This window comes from Vibrio sp., assembly GCF_047973365.1.
GTDB lineage: Bacteria > Pseudomonadota > Gammaproteobacteria > Enterobacterales > Vibrionaceae > Vibrio.
The window spans coordinates 1-19,075 of record NZ_JBKEBW010000032.1; the positions used below are offsets into that span (position 1 = coordinate 1).

Genomic DNA, 19,075 nt, shown 5'->3' on the forward strand with positions numbered 1-19,075 from the left:
CAACGCTTCCAGCTTAGCTTCCGCACTAAGAGAATGGCCATCAATTAAAAATGAATTTGAACCATGCATAGTGAAAACATGAGTCCAATAACGAACATGTTTTGTTGGGACAGAATATTTTTCAGCGAGCTCTCGAGGAGTGGAGCCATCAAGATACTTTTTAGCTACTTTGAACTTTAACTCGCGACTGTATTTGGACATAAATAAAAGACCCCCAATAATTGGTTGTCCAACTATTGGGGGTCACTTCACAGAGCATGGGAACGAGGATTTTCTTAACTGATTGGCATTACTCTATGAGTGCCTTTTTGTTATTGAATCTGGCAAAGATAGTTACAGCAATTTCTTCAGACGATACAACTCTTCTAACGCTTGGCGTGGGGTTAAATCGTCAGGATCAATGGCTGCTAATGCATTTTCCACTTCACTCGGTTCTGGGATCAAACTTAACTGGTTGGCGATATCGACTTTGGAGCTTGATTTTGCCAATGGCTGTCCTGTTTGTTGCAAGCTGTGCTGTTCAAGCTGAGTCAGCTTACTGCGCGCATTTTTGATCACCGTTTTAGGTACGCCAGCCAGCCCTGCAACCGCTAAGCCATAAGATTTACTGGCAGCGCCTTCTTGTACTGCGTGCATAAAGGCGATGCTGTCGCCGTGTTCTACCGCATCTAAGTGAACATTCGCCAAATTTGCTATTACATTTGGTAGCTCAGTCAATTCAAAATAGTGAGTTGCAAACAGGGTTAGGGCACCAATCTGTTTTGCTAACCATTCTGCACTTGCCCAAGCCAGTGACAAACCATCATAAGTACTGGTGCCACGGCCGATCTCGTCCATTAACACCAAACTTTTTTCTGTCGCGTTATGCAGAATATTGGCGGTCTCTGTCATCTCAACCATGAAGGTTGAACGTCCAGAAGCAAGGTCGTCTGAAGCGCCGATACGAGTGAAGATTCTATCGAGCAAACCGATTTGTGCCGATTCCGCCGGAACATAGCAACCAATGTGTGCCAGCAGCGCAATCAGAGCTGTTTGCCGCATATAGGTGGATTTACCCCCCATGTTTGGACCTGTGATGATCAGCATTTTGCGCTGAGCATGCAGTTCAATCGGGTTGGCGATAAACGGGTCATTCATTACTTGTTCTACCACAGGATGACGTCCTGACTGGATATGGATCCCCGGAGCTTCCGTTATACTTGGTCGGCAGTAATCCAAACTTTCCGCTCGTTCGGCAAGGTTCTGCAATACGTCTAATTGAGAGAGTGCAGAAGCAAGGTTCTGCATCTGTTCAAGATGAGGCAGCAATAAATCGAACAGTTGATCCCAAAGCTGTTTTTCCAACGCCAGTGCTTTCGATTTTGAATTCAGCACTTTATCTTCGTGCTCTTTAAGCTCTTGAATGATATAGCGCTCTGCATTTTTCAGCGTTTGGCGACGAACATAATGTGGTGGAACAAGATGACTTTGACCACGGCTGACCTGAATAAAGAAACCGTGTACCGCGTTATAGCCCACTTTTAGTGTGTCGATACCGTGACGGTCACGTTCGTCAGCTTCTAATTTTTCCAGATACTCTGTTGCTCCGTTGGCTAAATCACGCCATTGATCGAGCTCGGCATTGTAACCTTCGGCGATAACACCACCATCGCGAATGACCACGGGCGGATTCTCTTTGATGGCTCGTTCTAATAGCTCACACAGTTCATCCATTGGCTGAGTGTAATCACGCAATTTCGCCAGATATGGGTGCACGAGTTCGGCTAATGTATCGCTCAGCTCTGGAAGTTGCTGCATAGCGTTACGCAGGCGAGCTAGATCTCTTGGACGAGCAGAACGCAGCGCCAGACGGGCCAAAATTCGCTCTATATCGCCGATCTGTTTTAATATGGGGTGAACATCGGCAAACAAGCCCTGCTGTTTGATTTCACCAATCGCATCCAGACGTTGATTGAGCGTGTTGCTGCAACGCATAGGTTGGTGGATCCAACGTTTGAGCATACGACTGCCCATTGGTGTTGCGCAGTGATCAAGCACTTCTGCCAATGTGTTGTCTGTACCGCCGGCAAGGTTTTGTGTCAGTTCTAAATTACGGCGGGTAGCTGCATCAAGGATGACGGACTGATCTTGACGATCAAAGGTTAATGAACGGATATGTGGCAGTGCGGTACGCTGGGTATCTTTAACGTATTGAATCAAACAGCCGGCGGCACATAAGCCCAGTTTTGCATTTTCAACCCCAAAGCCAACTAAATCTCGCGTACCAAATTGTTGGTTGAGCTGTTGCTTAGCCGTATCGAGTTCAAATTCCCAAATAGGACGACGGCGGTTAGCTTTGCGGCTTGCCATCAGTTGAACTGGTGAGAAATCTTCAGGGAAAAGCAGCTCTCTTGGAGCGGTTCTTTGTAACTCTGCCGCCATTGCTTCTTCGGTTTCAGGTTCACTCAGTTGGAAACGACCGGAGGTAATATCTAAAGTTGCGTAACCGAATTTGCCATCGTGGTGATAAATTGCAGCGACAAGGTTATCAAGGCGTTCAGAAAGTAGCGCCTCATCAGTGACCGTACCCGGAGTAACAATGCGGACGACTTTACGTTCAACCGGACCTTTGCTGGTGGCAGGATCACCAATCTGCTCACAGATAGCGACCGATTCGCCCAATTGAACCAATTTTGCCAAGTAACCTTCAACCGCGTGAAATGGCACACCCGCCATAGGAATCGGCTCACCGGCCGATGCACCTCGTTTGGTTAAAGAGATATCCAACAACTGTGAAGCACGCTTGGCATCATCGTAGAAAAGCTCATAGAAATCTCCCATACGATAAAACAGCAATATCTCAGAGTTTTCAGCCTTGAGTTTTAAGTACTGCTGCATCATTGGGGTGTGAGCAGAAGCGGCATTTTTTGTGTTCGTAATTGTTTGGCTCATTCTGTTTATTATCAAAGGATTATGAGATTCAGGATTAGTTATCCCATTAAGTCCCGAGATATTCTGATGAATTTCATCCAAGCAAAATCATATTCCTTAAGGAGCATAATGTTACCTAGTGTGATGGGGACAAAATGGCTGACAGCAAGGATAGCAAATCTTCAACTAATAGAGCAATTGAGACTCTGATGGTAAAGCGAAGAATCTTAACTTCCTGACCAAGTTTTATCGAATTATGTAGCAAGCAGCTTGTTGTAAAAATTCCTCGATCTGGTTCCAATAACCGCCATTTTATGACTGAAAATGTAAGATATATTCTAATGTTTAATATTGCATCAGGATTTCAATTAACTTGTTGAATAATAAAAATAACTATGGTTTGTGTTAATTGAGTTGATCATTGCTATTGTTATGCTTGGTATATTATCGGTTACGTTGCCCTCCTCCCACGATTTTTAAATCTATCATCTGATGCTCATTTGGTTGTTGTTAATTAAATATTGGTACCCCCCAGCCAAGCTGGGGTGACTCGCATAGGTTTGACCGTAACAACGGTGTAACTTCTTTGCTCGACCAAAAGTAAATAGGAAACAACCTATGAAGAGTCTGTCTCATACCTGTTGGGATTGTAAATACCATGTGGTTTTTATGAAGTTGATATATGGAGCACTGCGAAAACAGCTAGGCTCAACATTCAATGAGTTACTAAACAAAGCCAAAATACGAACCGTTTGACTGTTTCAAAATGGAATGATTCATTTGTAGAAGCGTTTCATTTTGAAAAGGTATCAAAGGTGTTCCTTAAATAAGTTACCTTGCTTCACAAATCATATTATCTAATTTTATTTTGAATATTTACCTGTGGATTTGTTCAAAAATACTATCTAAAAAAAACGCTATTTCTAATATTTATGGGGTGGGGCCTATAAAATCACTTCTATCCGAAATAATAATGTTAAGTGGTGGAAATAAATTATGAGTACCCAAACATCCCAACATAAAAAAGGGGCTATCGATAAGGCTGTATTTTGGCCTGCTACGATTCTAACCTTATCTATGGCTGTGTTTTTTTTAATAAATCCAAAGTCTAGTGCACTTGTTATGGGCAAATTGCATGCATTTACAACGGGAGAACTCGGTTGGTTCTTTTTGTTGGCTACCTTTGCCGTTGTAATATTCTGTATTTATTTAGCCATCTCTCGTTACGGATGTGTCGTAATGGGAGATAAAGATCATGGTCCCGAATTTTCTACAATGACTTGGTTAGGGATGATATTTACATCCGGAACTGGTGGTAGTGTCCTATATCTTGGCGCAGTAGAATGGATCTGGATTATGCAAGCGCCACCATTTGGTATTGAAGCTGGTAGTGTAGATGCTGCGCGTTGGGCTTCTGCATATGGCATGTTCCATTGGGGACCATCTGCATGGGCTTGGTACATCGCGTGTGCAATACCTATTGCATACTTCTTCTATGTACGTAAACAATCCACATTGAAAATTAGTGAGTTTGCTCGCCCTGTTTTAGGTAATAAAGCAGATGGTATATCAGGTCATTTAGTTAACTTCCTATATATGTTCGGTATGATAGGTGGTGTTATGACATCTTTAGCCTTAGGGACTCCACTTATTTCTAACGCTATTGTGTACGTGATGGGGTGGGAATCAAGTAATGCATTTTTAGATACCTTTGTTATCTTTCTATGGACCTTTATTCCTCTAATTGCTTTGATTATGGGACTGAAGAAAGGTGTGGCTGTTTTAAGTGACTGGAACATTAGAGCTGACGTAGTGATGCTGATAGCACTACTAGTTTGCGGTCCAACAGCGTACATATTAAACCAGTCAGTTGATGGTTTAGGCTTAATGTTACAAAATTTCGTTTATATGAATTTGGCGACAGACGTAATTGGTAATGGTGGATTCCCTCAAGCATGGACCATTTTTTACTTCTCTTGGTGGGTTGTTTATGCATTACCGTTTGGTCTGTTTATTGCGAAAATTTCTAGAGGTAGAACCATACGTGAAATGGTTATGGGGGGGCTGATTGCAGGCTCTCTTGGTTGTATGGTGTTCTACATGATCCTTCCTGGTATGGGCATTAATATGCAGATGACAGGTCAAGTTGATCTAATGACTATTATGAACGAACAAGGACGAGGAGCAGTTGTTTACGCAATGCTAGAGCAAATGCCGTTAGGAGCACTATTTGTGTTTGTATTCGGCCTTATCACTCTTATTTCTTACGTAACGGGTCACTGCGCTGTTGGCTACTCACTAGCTGCTGCAACTCAAGAGGAAATTTCAGAAGACGAAGATCCAGCCCACTGGAACATTGCATTTTGGTTAATTTTGGCTGGTGTGGTTTCTCTCGCGCTTTACTTCATTAATCCAGAAAGTTTGAAGCCTTTACAAACAGTTTCGATTTTAACCGGTTTCCCTTTATGTTTTGTTGTTGCAATTGTGGTGAGGAGTTTCATTAAGCAAATCAATATTGATTTCCCTGAAGGATTTCCTGCACCGGATTCTAAAGGTCGAATTTATTTAGAAACACCAGTTGATAAAGTTGAAGAAGAACAAGTAATTAACCCCACTACAGAATCAATTCCTTCTCAAAGTTAATCTAGAGCAAACATAGATATAAGGCACCTTCTTTAATCGAGAGAAGGTGCTCTTAGGGAGACAAAAGTGAAAATAATTGAACCTCAAAAAGAAATTCCTGTGATTGCAGAAACAGATGTACTTATCGTTGGTGGTGGTCCGGCGGGTTTAACTGCAGCGATTGCTTCTGGTCGCCTTGGCGCTAATACGATGATTATCGAACGTTACGGTTGTTTAGGTGGAATGCTAACTCAAGCTGGTGTTGAAAGTTTTGCTTGGTATCGTCACGAAGGCACCGTCGATTGTGAAGGTATTGGTCGTGAATACGAAGTTCGTGCTCAAGAAGCAGGCTTCGCTCGTAAAGAACCTCAATCAAAAAGTTTGGCGATTGATACTGAGGGTTTCAAAGTAATCGCAGATCGAATGATAGCAGAAGCAAACGTGACTCCTCTTTATCATACGTGGGTTGTTGACGTTCTTAAAGAAGATTGCACGATTAATGGTGTTATTGTTGAAAGTAAGTCTGGTCGTGGCGCAATTCTGGCAAAACGAATTGTGGATTGTACGGGAGATGCAGACATAGTTGCTTTGGCGGGCGCTCCTTTCAATCAGCGAACTACGGACGAATTAATGGGTGTAACGGTGATGTTTCATTGTGCAGGTGTTGACGTTGAGCGTTTTAACCAATTTGTTGTTGAAGAGCTAAAACCAACTTATGCAGACTGGGGTAAGAATTGGACGATTCAAACTACGGGTAAAGAAGATGATATGTTCAGTCCATATATGGAGGACATCTTCACTAAAGCACAAGAAGAAGGTGTGATTCCCGGAGATGCATCAGCGATTGCTGGTACTTGGTCAACGTTCTCTGACGTTGGTGAAGCTCATCAATTAAATATGGTTTATTCGTTTGGTTACGACTGTACTAACGCATGGGATCTTACTAAGGCAGAGATTGAAGGTCGTCAGCAAGCACTTTGGGCAATTGATGCACTTAAGCATTATGTACCAGGTTTCGAGAGAGCTAAACTACGTAATTTTGGTATGACGTTGGGGACTCGTGAGTCACGTTTAATTGTTGGTGATACACATATTGATGATGAATATGTACTGAACCAAGGACGTTGCGATGACTCTATCGGTATTTTCCCTGAATTCATTGACGGTAGTGGTTACTTAATTCTACCCACAACAGGGCGCTACTTCCAGATTCCATATGGTTGCCTTGTACCTCAACAGATAGAAAATTTACTTGTGGCAGGTCGTTCAATTTCTGGTGGCGTCGTTGCTCATACTTCTATGCGTAACATGATGTGCTGTGCTGTAACAGGTGAAGGAGCTGGCACTGCTGCTGCAGAATCATTGAAGCAAGGTGTCAATGTACGTGATGTTGAACTGGAGTCTCTACAAAATACTTTGGTTAAGCAGGGGGTTCGGATTCACTAACTCCCAACCTTTGATGTGATAAGTCTCAGTGGTTCTGGTTTGTAGGAGCATTTGGGGGCTATTTACACTGAAATTTAAAATAAATTTTATCGCCAGACCGTGTGTCTCTTACAGGAATTCGGACACAATGTACTTGTATGGCAATGGGACAAGCCGTTGGCGTAGCGTGTCTATTCTCGTGATGTAAGTGCACAAGACATTGTGGCTTTAACGATGGAGCACGGTGCGGTGAAACCTTTCAACACCAAAATGGCTGATGTCAGCAAACTAGTACCGCCAGATAAACCGGAAATGGCTTAAATCGGAGTTTGTAAGTAAGATGACCCAAATAACAATTCGAATAAACCATATTGAGTATTCCGCTATTTTAAATCATTCAGATACCGCTCAACGTATTTTATCTTCATTACCCATAAAGGGACGAGCAAGGCGTTGGGGGAATGAGGTATATTTTCCCATCCCCTTGCTGATTGATGAATGCATGGATGCGAAAACAGAAGTGGAAATCGGAGACTTAGCTTATTGGCCTCCAGGGCAAGCGTTTTGTATGTTCTTTGGCAACACACCATCTAGTAACAGCAACAAGCCTGTGGCAGCTTCTCCGGTTAACGTATTTGGTTCTTTATTGGATTTACCTAATCAATTATTTGATATTAAAGATAATGCTCAAGTAGAAATATTTTTAGCTTGAGATCATACTTTGACCTAACAGTTTTTATCCCTCTTTTGCCCGCCATATCCTCGGTGGGCTTTTTTTGATAAATAATGAAAAATTTATTTTTTATATCAGAGATTTCGCAGCTAATTCAGGGCAACCAATGGTATGGATGTCCTCACTCCTTAACCGACATTTGAACTAAAATCTTGTTCATCAAGGGGCGAATTGAAGTTGTGATTAAATTGCTAATTTTACAGAGAAGCACGGTATTGTATTAGATGAGGTTAAGACTTCAGCATTTTACCAGACGAGCCCAAATCAATAAATCGGGACAATCATTCAACAAGAGAGTCATCCATATGTTTGGACTACGGTTCAAAAAAGTAGACATCCTACCAATCAGGGTAAGTTAATTTTCAGATCGTGTAGTGTAGCTCCCTTATTTGGAGAGCTATTGTGGAAGACAGCCGATAGACTAGTTAGCGACCGGAACTGATACGTTAGTATCCAGCTTAATGACGAAAAGGCAAGCCAAAGCCTGCCTTGCTCGTAACTTATTGACTAAGTGTGGAGTTTATTTCTGACCAAGCTGGTGAGCAGTCAGAATTGCGGAAAACACATTGTCTGCTGTTACTGGGAATGGCATGTTGTGAATAGTTTCGCCTTCAGCTGTTGCACCTTGCGCTACTTCATATAGCTTCTCGTGGTTCAGTTCTTTTACGCCCATGTCAAATAGGTTAGTCGGTAGACCAACTGAACGGCAGAAATTGAGAACGGTATTGATTTCTTCTATTTCCGCGTTTTCCAATACAAGCTGAACAAGCGTGCCGAATGCCACTTTTTCACCATGATATAGGTGGTGACACTCTTCTAGTTTAGTTAGACCGTTGTGGATAGCGTGAGCACCAGCAAGGCCGCTACTTTCGAAACCGATACCACTTAAGTAAGTGTTTGCTTCAATGATGTTTTCTACTGCTTTTGTACTAACACCATTCTCTACCGCCACTTTCGCTTTAAGTCCATCTTCAAGCAGGGTTTCGTAACATAGTTTAGCTAAAGCTTGAGCTGAGCGAGTTGGTGCGCCGCCTGCCATCGTTGCCTTACCTGAAGTCATGTTTGCACGAGCTTCAAAGTAAGTAGATAGTGCATCACCCATACCAGCAACAAGTAGACGTACTGGTGCTTTAGCTATCACAGCCGTGTCCATTATCACCATGTCCGGGTTACGATGGAACAGTAAATATTCTGCGAACTCACCTTCCGGTGTGTAGATAACGGCTAATGCAGATGTTGGTGCGTCAGTTGATGCGATTGTTGGCACCACGACTACAGGTATTTTTGTGTAGTAAGCAACAGACTTCGCAGTATCAAGTGTTTTACCACCACCAATACCAATGATGACGTCGTTCTTTTGAGTTGCGCAGATATCAGTTAAACGGTCGATCTCTACGCGAGAACATTCGCCATTAAATATATCCATTGCTATAGGCATGTTTTCTTTTGCGAAACTCTTTTTTACTGTCTCTCCAACTAAACCAGTAACAAACTCATCAGCTATAGCTAGTGGGTTTTCACCGAGTGTTTTTACGTAACTTGCGATAGACCCCAAAACGTTTTCACCTTGAACATATTTGCTTGGGCTAATGATGATTTTATCCATGATATTCAGACCTTTTTAATGTAGTTATGTTTTGTTTCAACGTTGAAGCTATCGTAGGTATACAGAGCAAAAAGAAGAAGAAAATCGCCTATTCGATAAGCAAATGTATGACGGCGGTGACAAAGCCGTCGTTTGTATTTTTCTTTGTCAAGGCAGTTCTTGGTACTGATCACTCTAGTGTATGAGAGAGAAAAATTCGTTTCTTTTTGAAACAAAAGCACTATGCGAAATGTTCCAAGCTGGAACCGATATTTTTTGATTGAGCGTACTTTTTTTCCACTTAAAATGACCTCAACCCTGCAAAACGAAGTTTGAATTATAAGAGAACGAAAATATGAAAAAGTTAATCAATAGTGTTGAAGATGTTGTTCAACAGCAAATGGAAGGTCTGGCATATTCTCGCCCAGAACTAAAAGTAAACTACAGTCCTCGCTACATGTGGCATGAAGAATCGCCAGGACAGGTGGCTCTTGTATCTGGCGGAGGTTGTGGGCACGAACCTCTACACGCAGGCTTCATCGGTAAAGGTATGCTTACTGGTGCTTGCCTAGGTGAAGTATTCACTTCACCAACTCCAGACCAAATGTACGAATGCGGTAACCAAGTAAACACAGGTAAAGGTGTTCTATTTTTTATTAAAAATTATACGGGAGATGTACTGAACTTCGAAACTGCTGTTGAACTTCTACACGCGGATGGAATTAAAGTTGGCTCGGTTCTTATTGATGACGATGTTGCGGTAAAAGATAGTTTATACACAGCCGGTCGTCGTGGCGTTGCAGGTACGGTTCTTGTAGAGAAAATCGTTGGTGCAGCAGCAGACAGAGGTTACACGCTTGAGCAATGTGAAGCATTGGCTCGTCGTGTAAATAACAACTGTCGTTCATTCGGCGTTGCGTTAAGTGCATGTGTGGTCCCTGCTGCAGGTAAACCATCTTTTGTTTTAGGAGACGACGAAGTTGAATTCGGTGTAGGCATACATGGTGAGCCAGGTATCGAACGTGTGAAATACACAACAGCAGATAAGCTGGTAGACAAGATGTTCATTGAACTCAAAGATAACTCGACTTATAGCCGTACTCTGCGTAATTGGAACCGAGAGGAAGGTCAATGGGACGAAGTAGAGTTAGCTATTGAAGCGTTTAGTGGGAATCAGGATTATATTGCTATTGTAAATGGTTTGGGTGGCACTCCTGAGTCTGAGCTTTATGGTGTTTATCGTCGTCTAGCGCAAAACTGTGATCAAGAAGGTTTCCGTGTCGTTCGTAACATGGTTGGTAACTATTGTACTTCTTTGGATATGGAAGGTGTTTCTATCACCTTGCTACAAGCAGATAAAGAGATGATCGAACTGTTTGATGCACCAGTCGATACAACTGCAATCAAATGGTAAGACAAGGACTAATACATGAAAATCGAAAAGAATCAAATTATCAACTGGCTTGAGCTTTGTGCGCAATCTTACGCGGAAAATCAAGATTTCCTAACAGATTTAGATCGTGATATTGGTGATGCAGACCATGGATTGAACATGAATCGTGGTTTCAAAAAAGTAGCAGAGATATTACCAAGCGTAGAGAAGCAAAATATCGCGACTATATTGAAAAACACCGGTATGACGTTGCTTTCTAGTGTTGGTGGTGCAAGTGGTCCGCTTTACGGTACTCTATTTATTCGTACGGCGGCCTCTGTTGGGACGCGTGAGCAACTGTCATTCGAAGAGTTGGTCGATGCACTGAGAAGTGGCGTAGATGGCGTTATTTCTCGCGGTAAAGCAGAGCTAGGCGACAAAACCATGTGTGACGTTTGGTTGCCAGTGTTGAACAACATTAAGTCACAGCTTGAAAGTGGTATTAGCCCAGATCATCTGTTGGATGAAATGGTTGTCATTGCAGAGAAGAGCGCTGTTTCGACAATTGAAATGCAAGCAAAGAAAGGTCGTGCAAGTTACTTAGGTGAGCGCAGTGTCGGTCACCAAGACCCGGGGGCGACATCTTCTCTTTTGATGATCAGAGCGTTGCGTCAAGCGGTTACAGGAAACTAAATATGGTCGGGATTGTCGTTGTATCTCACAGCCGATGTCTCGCAGAAGGGGTGGCTGAATTAGCCACCCAAATGACGCAGGGCAAGGTTAATTTAGCGATCGCTGCTGGTGTGGACGATCCAGAAAATCCAATCGGTACAGATGCTATAGCTGTTATGGGGGCGATAGAGCAAGTTTGTGACGAACAGGGTGTTGTGGTGCTTATGGACTTAGGCAGTGCACTGCTGAGTACCGAGATGGCACTTGAATTATTAGATGACGACACACGCAAAAAAGTTGTACTCGTTGCCGCTCCTATTGTAGAAGGTTCGATGGCTGCGTCTGTCGCGGCGGCGGCTGGTTTATCTATAGAAACGGTTGTGGCAGAAGCTTGCTGCGCACTAGATGTAAAACGCGAACACTTGGGTGAAGATATCGAGCAAGCTTTTCAAGTGGAAGTGATAGCTGAAGCTACAGGTGACGAACTGCAATTCCAATGGACAGTGAAGAACCCGCACGGTATTCATGCTCGTCCAGCGGCTGCGATAGTTAGTAAGTTAGCTGGGTTTGTCAGTGACATGTGGCTGCAAAAAGGTGAGCAACGTGTTAGTGCAAAAAGTTTAAATAACATAGCTAAATTGGGTGTTCGTTTTGAAGACAACATTACCTTCTTCGCTCGTGGTAATGATGCCCAAGCAGCTATCGATTCATTTACTGTGCTTGCAGAACAACATTTTGGTGAAGCCGATATTGTTAATGGCTCTGTTGTCTCGGAGTCAACAGATGATGAAGTTATCGTTGTTAGTCGAGAGATTGAGGGCGCAATTGTAGGTTTGAGTGTTAATGATGGTATCGTAACGGCACCAGCTGTCTTGTTTGCACATGAAATGCCAGTGGTACCAGATCGGCCATTTGAATCGTCTGCGGCAGAGATTAATCGTTTTCAAGTTGCTGTTGATACGGTGACGCAGCATTTAACGGTACAAGCAAAACAACCTCATGGTGATATTTTCCAAGCCCACCTTATGATGTTAACTGATCCTGAATTGTTGCAAGATACCGTAGCACAAATAGAGTCGGGCTTTATAGCTGAAGAAGCTTGGATGAATACTGTTAACGCTTTAGCAGAAGATTACCGCAATGCAGAAAGTGAATACATGCGTGAGCGCGAAGCGGATGTCTACGATATTGCTCGACAGCTCATGATTAGTTTGATAGGGAAGAAACAATCTTCGATTCAAATTAATGGGCCTAGCATTCTCCTAGCTCGTGACTTAATGCCTTCAGATGTTGCTGGACTCGATAAGTCTAAAGTGATGGCCATCTGTTTAAGTGAAGGCGGTAAAACGTCGCACAGTGCAATTTTAGCTAGAGCCATGGGCATTCCTGCTATTGTTAAAGCGCAAGGGTGTTTAGAACAAGTGAAAGTTGGTCAAACCATCACTGTAGATGGCTCTAGTGGGGTGTTGTGGATAGAACCACCAGAAGATGTACGAGCTGAACTAGCTCAAAGACGTACCGAATGGCTAGATGCTCAACAATCGGCACTAAATAGCGCTCAAGAGGAAGCCATCACAGCCGATGGTACTTCTATTCAAGTGGTTGCGAATATTGGTGGACTAAAAGATGTTGAATCGGCACTTCGAAATGGTGCGGAAGGTGTCGGTTTGTTTCGTACTGAGTTTTTGTTTCAAACCAGTGATGAACTACCAACTGAAGATGAGCAGTATGCGGTTTATCGTGATATAGCAGCGGCCTTTGGTGATAAGCCGTTGACAATTCGCAGTTTGGATGTTGGAGGTGACAAGCCTCTCGCAGCGTATCCGATGCCTGAAGAAGAAAACCCATTCTTGGGCTTACGCGGGGTACGTTTGTGTTTAGCGCATGAAGAGTTATTTATCAATCAAATTCGAGCGGTATTACGAGCTCATCAAGAACAAAACAATATCCAGTTGATGATTCCTATGATAGCAATGGTGGAAGAGATTCGTCGTGTTAAAGCTTTGCTCGAGCGTGAAGCAAAGAACTTAGGTATTGATAATCTGACTTTGCCAGTAGGTATTATGATTGAAGTGCCTGCAGCAGTATTTAATGCTGATACGTTAGCACAGGAAGTGGACTTTTTCTCAATTGGTACCAACGATCTAACGCAATATGTAATGGCTGCCGATCGTGGTAATACTGCAGTCGCAGAGTTAGTGGACTACTTTGAGCCAGCTATCATTAAAGCGATTGAGTTAACTTGTGCTGCGGGTAATAAAGCGGGTATCTCTGTGAGTATGTGTGGAGAAATGGCGGGCGATACCAAAGCCACAGAATTGCTACTTAAACTCGGTTTGAGAAAGTTCAGTGCTAGCGCAAGCCTGTTACCAGCTTTGAAAGAGCAAGTACGTAAGATTAATCTTGCCGTTAATGTTTAAAACCTGATTTAATAAGTATTAAACCCTCGAGTTGCGAAGCTTTGAGGGTTTGTTTAGTTATTTGTCAGAGATAGTGAAATAGTATATTTATGTTAGTTCAATCTGGTCTGCCAAACCGAACTTATTGATTTTACGCCAAAGGGTTGTGCGACTGATTTTAAGAGCTTTCGCCATTTCTTTCATTTTGCCATCGTAAATGTTCCATGCTTGGATAATAGTTTTCTTCTCTACTTCTTCCAAAGATAATAGCGACTGGTTCTCTGGGTCGTTGACTGCAATTAAGTTGAGTTTAATTTCCTCAGGGATATCGTCGAGTTTGATTAAGTTTGAACTTCGGTTGAGAAGGATACGTTCCATACGGTTTCGTAATTCTGAGTTGTTTCCTTGCCAATTGAAGTTTATTAAAGCGTCCATTACAACCTTTTCAATAGATATGGCGACATTGTGCCGCATCTCATAGTTGTTGATGATTTCTTGGATCATATATTCAATGTCTTCTTTGCGTTTGCGAAGAGGCGAGATATGAAGCTCATTTGAAGAAATTTCATAATATAACTGACGGCTAAAAGAACTTTGTGCAACATACTCACTTATATCAGAGGAGGTGCTGGTAATCAGTTGGAATTTTACAGGAATGAAACGTGGGCTGTCGCTTCGACTCACTAATCCTGTTTTTAATAACTTTAAGATCACAGCTTGTAAATCAGGGCAAAGATATTCAATTTTCTCCAAATAGAGTGTCCCGTTGTGTGCCAATTCAAACTTGGAAGGCATGCCTTGATCTTCATCGTAACCCAGAGTTTCACGAATCATTTGTTCGCTATTCACTGAACGGCAGTTTAGAGTGATAAATGGTCCTTCTTTGTATTCACTTTCGTTATGGATAGCCATTGCAAGGTCGGTTTTGCCAACACCTTCTTCGCCCGTTATCAGAATGGGCGTCTTAGACTTAGTTGCACGTTTGGCCACCGTGATGATGTGTTTCATCTTGCGCGATACCGCTGGCAATGTGTCAAATGTGTAACGAGCACTACCACCAATTTGTTGTTGAGCAAGTTCGCGGATTTTATCAATGGGGTGTATAAAAAGAAGATTGGATCCGTCACTAAGAGGTCTCAAGGTTATAATTGCCTCAATAAATTCTCCGTTGACTTCAATTGTTGTTTGTTTACGACGAATAATGTTGTGCGCTTTAATATTGGACAAAATATTTGGGGGGAAGCGCATTATCGAAAATACATTTTTCTCTATTAGTTTTAGGCTGCTGACGTTGAGTAAGCGTTCAGCTTGGTGGTTGACCATGGTGATACTGTTTTCAGCGTTCCATGCCAAAATACCGTCATCCATACACTCTAAGGTTGCGTTATGTGCACAACTTAAACGGTTCATGGTTTCTTGTTCACATTGGATATGGATGTGCAAGCTTATTTCTTTGGCACATGAAGTAATAATTACCAGATTTTCTTTCCTGTATTCTTCTGCTCGTTTGATTAAACACACAGTGCCACGTAAACGGCCAAAAGTGTCGAAAATTGGTGCAGCACAAGATGCGTAGTTGTGCAGATGACGATTAAAGTGTTCTGCAGCAAATACTTCGCAAGGCATGTGTGTCTCGATACACAAACTTACTGCGTTGGTGCCGATTTTACCTTCGGAGAAAAAACATCCCATTTTGATGCCTAGTTTATTCATTTCTCTCAACATGTCATCATGGCCCACGCTGTTGAGCACACATCCGTTGTCATCGGTGACGAATAGCATTATTTGCTCATTTCTTATTAAGTCATAAGTATCTTCGATAACAGTTGTCGCGCAGTTTATGATACGTTCATTGCGTTTCATTAGAGACGATAAAGTATAGCCTGAGGCTATGTGTGGTTTAGACCAGTTGTACGGGCTACATTGTTTCGTGCAACGCTCCCAAGATTCAAGCACTGGGGAGAGTGAAAACTCAGGTGAAACCCAGTGATGTTTTTGAAAAAACTCCCACTTTTTTTTATTGTCTTCTATCGACGGCATATTTACTCCAGACGAAAGGGTAGTTTCAGCTATTGGATATAGAAACGTCATTTGAGGAAGGTGAACTACGGCGTTCTTCTTATGAGTTTTATCAATAACTTTGGGCGTAATGATATACTGTGTATAAACGTTAGAGTGTGATATCATTCACGACCATTTTTCACTGATTTAATATGAAACACTCCTATGACTTAGGTCAGCTTCTTACCAGATAATAGCTGTGGAAAAACGATCTATATCTCACTCAATCTGTCTAAATTGTAAAAATTATTAACGGTTGAGCTTTTTAAATTGCCGAATGATTTTGTCTGATAAATATGTATTTCCGGAATGATTTATCCAACTAAAATAGTCGTCGACAAACAGAGGAAATTTCCAACTCATTTTCTTGTTTACCGTGATGTCACTATAAGTTATCTCTTCGAAATATACTTGGCGATTTTTTTACCACTCATAGGCGCGTCTTTTTGACACCGCATAGACTTCTTATCTTTAAAACTACCACTTGGTTGTTTAAATCAGGTCTCTTTCAAAAAAAACTGACTTTTAATTAGTTACGTTTCATTTAGGAACGAATTTGTTTGTTCTAGGTGTTTCATTTTGAAGCATTTTTGATTCTTTGCTGGATGCTATTTTTTGCCAAATAATCTTCTTCATCAACACATTATTCTGTTCGTCACCGATACGGTGCGATGTTTTGGAGAAGTATTATGGCTAAGATGAGAGCGATCGAAGCGGCTGTTTTGATCATGAAAAAAGAAGGAGTTGATGTTGCATTTGGTGTTCCTGGTGCCGCGATCAACCCTTTATACGCCGCCCTGAAAAAGCTAGGAGGTATAGATCACGTATTGGCACGTCACGTAGAAGGCGCATCACATATGGCAGAGGGTTATACCCGTGCTAAAGATGGCAACATCGGAGTATGTATTGGTACATCTGGTCCTGCGGGTACAGACATGATTACTGGTCTTTACTCGGCATCGGCAGATTCAACACCAATTCTCACTATTACTGGGCAGGTACCAACTGCAAAGCTGCATAAAGAAGACTTCCAAGGTGTGGATATTGAAGCGATTGCGAAGCCAGTAACTAAGATGTCAGTGACCGTTCGTGAAGCTGGTCAAGTTCCAGGTACTTTCCAAAAAGCGTTTTATGAAATGCGTTCAGGCCGTCCAGGTCCTGTACACATTGATTTACCAATGGATGTGCAAATGGCCGAAATCGAATTTGATATCGATATGTATGAGCCTTTAGAGCCACATAAACCAAAAGCTAATCGAGCTCAAGCAGAGCGAGCGCTGCAAATGCTAAATGCTGCCGAGAAACCTCTTTTAGTTGCTGGTGGAGGCATAATCAACGCAGGAGCGTCAGTACATCTACAAAAGTTTGCAGAGATCACAGGTGTTCCAGTTATCCAAACATTACGTGGTTGGGGGGCAATTTCTGATGATCATGAACTAATGATCGGTCGTATGGGTTGCCAAGCTGGTCACCGATACGGTAACGCCTCGTATTTAGAATCTGATTTTGTATTTGGTATCGGTAACCGCTGGGCAAATCGTCATACAGGTGCAATAGAAACTTACACCAAAGGTCGGAAGTTCATCCATGTAGATATTGAACCAACACAAATTGGTCGTATTTTTGCCCCTGATCTTGGCATTGTGTCTGATGCGCATGAAGCGCTGAAAATATTTGTTGAAGTTGCTCAAGAGATGCAAATTCGTGGTGAACTAAAAGATCGCTCTGCATGGCTAGGTGAGTGTCAGGAACGTAAACGCACTATGTTACGTCGTACAAATTTTGACGATAACCCTATTAAACCTCAACGTATTTACCAAGAAATGAACGAGGTGTTTGGCCCAGAAACGCGTTATGTCGCGACCATCGGTAATGCTCAAATTGCAGCGAATCAATTTTTGCACGTCCATCATCCACGTCACTGGATTAACTCATGCCAAGCAGGCCCCTTAGGCTGGACAATGCCCGCAGCACTGGGTGTGGCGAAGGCAGACCCAACAACACCAGTAGTCGGTGTGTCTGGTGATTACGATTTCCAATTCTTGATGGAGGAATTGGCGGTAGGCGCTCAATTTAAACTGCCTTATATCCACGTTCTAATTAATAACGCGTACCTAGGCTTAATTCGCCAATCCCAACGTGCTTTCGAGATAGACCATTGTGTGCAATTGGATTTTGAAAACATCAATGCACCAGAGGTGAACGGTTATGGTGTTGACCATGTGTCCGTGGTGGAGGGACTTGGCTGTAAAGCTATTCGTGTGTTCAACCCAGAAGATATTCAACCTGCACTACGTAAAGCTCAAGCGTGGATAAAAGAATTCCAAGTTCCAGTTGTCGTTGAAGTCATCACTGAGCGTGTAACCAATATCGCAATGGGGCCTGACATCGACAAAGTGGTCGAATTCGAAGAAACCATCGATTTGGATTAATAGCTAACTTACTCTCCTCCGGATTAACGCGCGGAGGAGAGTATTAACAAAATATTCTTGGAGTGATTTATGCCTAAACTAGCTGCCAACCTTTCTATGTTGTTCACGGAGTACGATTTTATGGATCGCTTTGAAGCGGCATCCAAAGCGGGTTTCCGTGGTGTGGAATATCTTTTCCCATACGATTACGAAGCTCAAGAAATTGCTGCCGAGTTGTACCAGTTTGGTTTAACTCAAGTGTTGTTTAACCTACCGGCAGGGAATTGGGGAAAAGGCGAACGAGGCATTGCTTGTCATCCTGATCGCGTAGAAGAGTTCCGCAAAGGAGTGGATAAAGCTATTCGTTATGCGAAAGCTCTGAACTGTCAACAAGTGAACTGTCTTGTAGGGATTAAACCGGCACATGTTTCTGAAGAAGAAGCGTTCAAAATTGTGGTTGAAAACTTGAAGTTTGCATCAGAAAAGCTCAAAGCGGAAGGTATTCGCTTGGTTATGGAAGCTATTAACACGCAAGACATGCCGGGATTTTTTGTTAACAATACAGAAAAAGCACTACGCATTGTGGCGGAAGTTGGCGAAGACAATCTAGGTTACCAATACGACATTTACCACATGCAAATAATGGAAGGTAATTTGGCTCGAACTCTGAAAGATCATCAAGCAACTATTGCGCATATTCAGCTTGCTGATAACCCTGGTCGTCATGAGCCTGGAAACGGTGAAATCAATTACCCATTCTTACTTAAACATATTGATGACATTGGCTACCAGGGCTGGGTTGGTTGTGAATATGTACCAACAACAACAACAGAAGCCAGTTTAGGCTGGCTAAAAGAATATAACCTAATTAAATAGTACAAAGAA

The 19,075-nt window shown here is 42.4% G+C and carries 11 protein-coding genes and 2 pseudogenes; 9 read left to right on the plus strand and 4 right to left on the minus strand.

All coding sequences use genetic code 11. The annotated features are described in order from the left end of the window. Together ACK5MF_RS05370 and mutS are read right to left on the minus strand one after the other, a co-directional pair. A pseudogene (locus ACK5MF_RS05370) lies at positions 1 to 201 on the minus strand (helix-turn-helix domain-containing protein); the annotation flags it as partial. A 132-nt stretch (positions 202 to 333) separates the two neighbouring features. Next, positions 334 to 2,931, minus strand: a complete 2,598-nt coding sequence (mutS, locus tag ACK5MF_RS05375) for a DNA mismatch repair protein MutS (RefSeq protein ID WP_416920089.1) — start codon at positions 2,929 to 2,931, stop codon at positions 334 to 336. Between the two features lie 597 nt (positions 2,932 to 3,528). Here mutS and ACK5MF_RS05380 point away from each other — a divergent pair. The 4 genes and pseudogenes from ACK5MF_RS05380 to ACK5MF_RS05395 form a co-directional block, all read left to right on the plus strand. Then, positions 3,529 to 3,636, plus strand: a pseudogene (locus ACK5MF_RS05380) (IS200/IS605 family transposase); the annotation flags it as partial. A gap of 270 nt (positions 3,637 to 3,906) precedes the next feature. Then, positions 3,907 to 5,553 (plus strand): BCCT family transporter, encoded by a 1,647-nt coding sequence (locus tag ACK5MF_RS05385; protein WP_416920091.1) that lies wholly within the window; start codon positions 3,907 to 3,909, stop codon positions 5,551 to 5,553. A 66-nt stretch (positions 5,554 to 5,619) separates the two neighbouring features. Then, positions 5,620 to 6,978 carry an FAD-dependent oxidoreductase gene (locus tag ACK5MF_RS05390; RefSeq protein WP_416920093.1) on the plus strand — a complete coding sequence of 453 codons (1,359 nt, stop codon included), beginning with the start codon at positions 5,620 to 5,622 and terminating at the stop codon, positions 6,976 to 6,978. A gap of 319 nt (positions 6,979 to 7,297) precedes the next feature. Next, positions 7,298 to 7,669 (plus strand): cyclophilin-like fold protein, encoded by a 372-nt coding sequence (locus ACK5MF_RS05395; RefSeq protein ID WP_416920095.1) that lies wholly within the window; start codon positions 7,298 to 7,300, stop codon positions 7,667 to 7,669. Between the two features lie 541 nt (positions 7,670 to 8,210). On the opposite strand, the gene ACK5MF_RS05400 is transcribed toward ACK5MF_RS05395, so the two are convergent. Further along, positions 8,211 to 9,296, minus strand: a complete 1,086-nt coding sequence (locus ACK5MF_RS05400) for a glycerol dehydrogenase (protein ID WP_416920097.1) — start codon at positions 9,294 to 9,296, stop codon at positions 8,211 to 8,213. Positions 9,297 to 9,630: 334 nt separating this feature from the next. On the opposite strand from ACK5MF_RS05400, the gene dhaK reads away from it, so the two are divergent. Genes dhaK through ptsP form a run of 3 tightly spaced genes read left to right on the plus strand, consistent with a single transcriptional unit; the run spans position 9,631 to position 13,739 of the window. Then, positions 9,631 to 10,689, plus strand: coding sequence for a dihydroxyacetone kinase subunit DhaK (gene dhaK, locus ACK5MF_RS05405; RefSeq protein WP_416920098.1), 1,059 nt, complete (start codon positions 9,631 to 9,633; stop codon positions 10,687 to 10,689). A 15-nt stretch (positions 10,690 to 10,704) separates the two neighbouring features. Next, positions 10,705 to 11,340: a dihydroxyacetone kinase subunit DhaL gene (gene dhaL, locus ACK5MF_RS05410; protein ID WP_416920100.1), complete on the plus strand. Its 636-nt coding sequence runs from the start codon at positions 10,705 to 10,707 to the stop codon at positions 11,338 to 11,340. A gap of 2 nt (positions 11,341 to 11,342) precedes the next feature. Then, a complete protein-coding gene (gene ptsP / locus ACK5MF_RS05415; RefSeq protein WP_416920102.1) occupies positions 11,343 to 13,739 on the plus strand; it encodes a phosphoenolpyruvate--protein phosphotransferase in 2,397 nt (798 codons plus the stop codon). 87 nt (positions 13,740 to 13,826) lie between these two features. On the opposite strand, the gene dhaR is transcribed toward ptsP, so the two are convergent. Continuing rightward, entirely contained in the window at positions 13,827 to 15,758 is a 1,932-nt protein-coding gene (gene dhaR, locus ACK5MF_RS05420) for a dihydroxyacetone kinase operon transcriptional regulator DhaR (protein ID WP_416920198.1), read from the minus strand. A gap of 710 nt (positions 15,759 to 16,468) precedes the next feature. Between dhaR and gcl the strand changes: the two genes are divergently transcribed. Both gcl and hyi read left to right on the plus strand, forming a co-directional pair. Beyond that, positions 16,469 to 18,211: a glyoxylate carboligase gene (gcl, locus tag ACK5MF_RS05425; protein WP_416920105.1), complete on the plus strand. Its 1,743-nt coding sequence runs from the start codon at positions 16,469 to 16,471 to the stop codon at positions 18,209 to 18,211. A 69-nt stretch (positions 18,212 to 18,280) separates the two neighbouring features. Then, the gene (hyi, locus tag ACK5MF_RS05430; RefSeq protein ID WP_416920107.1) at positions 18,281 to 19,066 is read left to right on the plus strand and encodes a hydroxypyruvate isomerase; all 786 of its coding nucleotides are present in this window, start codon (positions 18,281 to 18,283) and stop codon (positions 19,064 to 19,066) included. The last annotated feature ends 9 nt before the right edge of the window (positions 19,067 to 19,075 follow it).